5 protein-coding genes are annotated in these 4,174 nt (G+C 45.4%); 3 read left to right on the top strand and 2 right to left on the bottom strand.

The window, feature by feature from the left end; all coding sequences use genetic code 11:
- From BIZ37_RS29615 to BIZ37_RS29605, 3 genes are all read left to right on the top strand, one after another.
- The coding region (locus tag BIZ37_RS29615; protein ID WP_187464594.1) for a calcium:proton antiporter at window positions 1–724 on the top strand (724 nt) is incomplete at its 5' end.
- A 21-nt stretch (window positions 725–745) separates the two neighbouring features.
- A complete protein-coding gene (locus tag BIZ37_RS29610; protein ID WP_255526962.1) occupies window positions 746–1,405 on the top strand; it encodes a DedA family protein in 660 nt (219 codons plus the stop codon).
- A 3-nt stretch (window positions 1,406–1,408) separates the two neighbouring features.
- On the top strand, window positions 1,409–2,845 hold the full coding sequence (locus BIZ37_RS29605; protein WP_187464593.1) for a magnesium transporter: 1,437 nt from the start codon (window positions 1,409–1,411) through the stop codon (window positions 2,843–2,845).
- Window positions 2,846–3,220: 375 nt separating this feature from the next.
- Here BIZ37_RS29605 and BIZ37_RS29600 read toward each other — a convergent pair whose 3' ends face one another.
- Together BIZ37_RS29600 and BIZ37_RS29595 are read right to left on the bottom strand one after the other, a co-directional pair.
- Window positions 3,221–3,679, bottom strand: a complete 459-nt coding sequence (locus BIZ37_RS29600; RefSeq protein ID WP_222939893.1) for a hypothetical protein — start codon at window positions 3,677–3,679, stop codon at window positions 3,221–3,223.
- Window positions 3,680–3,688: 9 nt separating this feature from the next.
- Entirely contained in the window at window positions 3,689–4,051 is a 363-nt protein-coding gene (locus BIZ37_RS29595) for a DUF6152 family protein (RefSeq protein ID WP_187464592.1), read from the bottom strand.
- Between the last annotated feature and the right edge of the window lie 123 nt (window positions 4,052–4,174).

The following is a 4,174-nucleotide window of genomic DNA, read 5'->3' as shown; positions in this document are numbered from 1 at the left end:
GATTGGCGGTGTAAAGCATCACACTCAGACCTACAACATAGATGGCATTAAAGCTTATATCGTCGCTATTATCCCACTGGCTATGCTGAGCTTAATTTTACCCAATTTCACCAGCATGGATGACTTTGGTGGTATGTCGGTGGGCTTGACCTGGACGCTTGTCCTCGCATCACTTGCCCTATATGGCGTTTTTCTCTTTGTCCAAACCCGAAGCCATACCCACTTCTTTATTGACGCCGACAATAAAGACAAGCATAACGCCCCAAGCCAGCTAAGTAGCAATGGTTTTCATTCTATGATGCTCGTCAGTTACTTGTTTGTGGTCGCCGTTTTAGCTAAAAGCTTAGCCGTTCCAATCAACGACAGTATCTCCGTAATGGAGGCGCCAGCAGCCTTGGGCGGTTTATTGGTCGCCCTGATCATTCTTGCTCCTGAAGCCTCCGGTGCATTGAAAGCGGCAATCAATAATCACCTTCAGCGCGCAATGAACCTGTTCTTTGGCTCGGTACTTGCCGCCGTCGCCCTGACCATACCCGCTGTATTGCTAGTTTCAGGGGTGATAAACGAACCCATCCGATTAGGTTTAGACCCCGCAGAAATGGTACTGCTTGTCGCTACCCTGTTAATGACCAGCGTGAGCTTCAGCAGTGGCAGAACCAACTCACTCAACGGGGCAACCCACCTCATTCTGTTCTTCGCCTACATCATCCTGATGTTTGATTAAAACAATTTTGGTAAGGGCTAGATGATGCAACAAATCCTAATGGCTATTTGGCTACAAGACTTTGATTCTTTACAAATCATCAACCCAATAGATCTCTTGTTATTGCTGCTTGGAACAGTCCTTCTATTAGAGTTCAGCTTGGTGTTTTTACCGCTACCTGGTGTGGGTTTAGCATTATTTATTGGTGGGCTAGTTAGTGTAGGCGCTGTTGATCACTACAGTGCAATACTGCTGCTGTCGACTGCCGCTTCTATTGGCACCATCCTGGCCTATCTGCAAGGGCGTTGTCTGTATGACACAAGCTTAATGCACAACATTGTATATCGCCTCCCCGCAAATGCTCTACCAAGACTAACAAGGGTGCTAGACAAGTATGGGTTCTGCGTCCTTTTTATTTCACGCTATATACCGTTTGTGCGTGTATTAACCCCAATGTTAATGGGCGCGACACTGTTCGATTTTATTCGTGCAGTACTTATCAGTATCACCAGTTCATTAATCTGGGCCATAAGCTTAGTGATCATTGGTACCCAAGCCATGAAACTTCCTTTTATGGCTATTTATCAAGAGCTAATCACTAAATGGTTCTTAATATTCAGCTTTATTGGTTTGGTGATAGCGCTTATCACCTTATTTATACATTGGATAAAGCAGCAATTTCTTAAAATCGACAAGGTATAGACCATGACACTTATTTCAATACCCTTACAATCAAACGACACCGAACAACTCAGTGAACTATTGCGATTTTGCATAGAAACGCAGAGCGCCGAACTACTGTACGAACGAATTAAATCCTCCTCACCTGAAGCAATCGCACTGGCATTCAGGCAATTATCTAATAATGACTGCATTACTGTTTGGGTGTTGCTCAGTAGCCAGTCACCAAAATTCACTGCCAACCTACTTGACCTGTTTACGGACAATGAATTACTTGTGCTGTTCCGCCATCTACCATTAGAAATCACCATCGAGTTGTTTAAGTATCTCCCCTCCGTAGATAGGAGGTTGCTAATGAGTCAGTTACCGCGTCACCTTCAATCGCAACTCAAACTCGCTTTGCCACAGAAATGGCGCAATGAAGAGCGAGCGGCACTGATCTACCCGGAATATTCAGCTGGCGGAATTTGTAAGAATGAAATTATCAAACTGCATGAACAAGCAACGGTCGCTGATTTAAACGCCGCGTTACAAGAAATGGAGCTAAGTACTGAAGAGCGTCACTCTCAGGCTCCAAACTCTGAAGAGTTAAACTCAGAACACTTGGAATGGCGCTATATCTATTTGCGTGATGATAAGAAGACCTTCGTTGGTGCATTAAGGCTGAGAGATGTTTTCCTTCAATCTCCAGATACCCCCCTCAAGCAACATATAGACCCATCGATTCCGGTGGCGCAGCCAGAGCTTGAGCTCTTTGCCCTAAAAAGCATCTTGGATACAACTCAACACCCGGTTATTCCGGTAGTAAATGAATATGGGTTTCAAATCGGCACAGTTGGCTTTAAGCAAGTTAACGAAGCACTTTATGAACAATCGAACCACCAACTGCTTGAACAATCCGGTGTATTTGGCGGTGATGAATTTCGAACCATGTCGACAATAACCCGCAATCTACGCAGATTGGCCTTCTTGTTACCTTCCGTTGTTTTAAGCTACGCCGCAGTATCTATCATTGCCGCTTTTGAGCCCATCATTGAACAGATAGCGGTGCTGGCAGCCATTTTACCGCTTGTTGCTAACCTTTCGGGCGCTGCGGGCAACCAAGCGGTCGCGGTATCAATAAGAGAGCTTTCCGTCGGCCACCTGAGCGCCAAAGATGTGTTTTACGTTGTCAGCAAAGAGATCCCCATCGGTCTTATCAACGGCATTCTCATTGGCATTCTGTTAGCCGTACTGACTTTATTGACTCATGGTAGTGAGCATATCGGCTTGCCACTGCTCATTGGTGCCGCTTATGCCTTTTCATCGACTCTCGCCGTCATTATTGGCGGTACATTACCGTTGTTTTTAAGGCGCTTGAGCCTTGACCCCGCCATGTTGTCTAGCCCCGTTTTAACCACATTAACCGACGCTATTTCCTTCTTCAGTGTCCTCTATCTCGCACAGTTATTTTTACTGTAAACGCATCACGCAATACCCACTAATAAGAGTTCACCTATGCATATTGAAATTTTCCCAACTTTGTTTTTATCCCCAAATATTGTCAATCTAATATGCGAAGCGGACTCTGCTGTTAGTGCGATTATCATGAACATCACCAATGCATAAAAATGCATATTTTACAGAGCTACTTACTTTCATCAATTAGTAGGAATAAGTAGCAAACGTACTGGTCCATTTTGTCCTAGGGCGTGTTACAAGTGATGAGCGTAACACCGATTTGCCCCAAAATGAGTTGTAGCTGATGCAAAAGCGATTGGTAAAGTTTGGGACTTAGGATACTTCAGCTAATGGGGGCAAAAGGCAAGACCTGACCCCGCTACTTGTTCGCAACCATTAGACATAAGCGATAAATCGACCTGCTACTAATGCGCAAAGCCACAGTATTAACGACACAAAACCGACGAGGCGCTGCTGGTTGAACGGGACAGCATAACCCATACGCCAATGAAAGTTGACCGCATTTGCCACCGCGAAAGCGATGCACAGCAACTTGAATAGAAAAATACTTAGCGCGAAGTAATCGCTTGGATCAGCCATAAAAAGCAACACACCTGAGATAACCGCAATAACGAAACCGCTAACAGCGACAGGAACGAGCACATGAGCAAGCTGTTCGAGTGTTATACGCCGCCACAGGCCGATGCGTTTTAAATCTAACGGGATGATCGCGCCTACTAACAGCGCGATACCAAGAACATGCAAGGTATTGATTACTGCATAACTCCAACGAGAAAATCGAACCCACTGGGCGACAGGAGTTAGCGCTAAGGCTTCGAGCCAGGCTTCCAACATCGCGCTGCTCTAATCGCGGTTTGGGTAAAGATCGTAGAGCACACCGTCAATCCAAATACGCTCCGCCTTCATTAATTTTTGTTCTATATCGGCTGAAGGTTCCCCCTCAATTTTTACCTCAACATCTTTGGCCAAATCGCCCGGCATTAAACCAGCACGATTATTGCGGTAAGGTTGGCCAACTTCTACCGTCCAGATATCGTCTTCAGACTTTACCGTTAACTCCCCATGCGGATTGCCCAGCTTAAGCTCGACGATAATACCGGTTAGTTCAATGTTATTACCCGTCGTCCAACGCCAGCCATGATGCGCCGCCGCGAAAGACACCAACACAAAAGATAGAAGAGTAAAAAAGAAAGTACGCTTTAACATATTCCCTCCTAGGAGTGGGTTAACTGTAGCCACAAAGCTAAAGTGTCTCTTTTCTACAAAGTGAAAATGTCCTGTTTTTCCTATGTTGATCAGACCCTGTCTGGTCTGTGTGAGATGAACTGA

Source organism: Photobacterium sp. BZF1 (genome assembly GCF_014349205.1).
Lineage (GTDB): Bacteria > Pseudomonadota > Gammaproteobacteria > Enterobacterales > Vibrionaceae > Photobacterium.
The sequence above is the reverse complement of the archived record's forward strand: the minus strand, read 5'-3'. Positions and strand labels throughout refer to the sequence as shown.

Coding starts and splice junctions, on each gene's coding strand:
- BIZ37_RS29610 (WP_255526962.1), top strand. CDS start 746: ATGATGCAACAAATCCTAATGGCTATTTGGCTACAAGACTTTGATTCT.
- BIZ37_RS29605 (WP_187464593.1), top strand. CDS start 1,409: ATGACACTTATTTCAATACCCTTACAATCAAACGACACCGAACAACTC.
- BIZ37_RS29600 (WP_222939893.1), bottom strand. CDS start 3,679: ATGTTGGAAGCCTGGCTCGAAGCCTTAGCGCTAACTCCTGTCGCCCAG.
- BIZ37_RS29595 (WP_187464592.1), bottom strand. CDS start 4,051: ATGTTAAAGCGTACTTTCTTTTTTACTCTTCTATCTTTTGTGTTGGTG.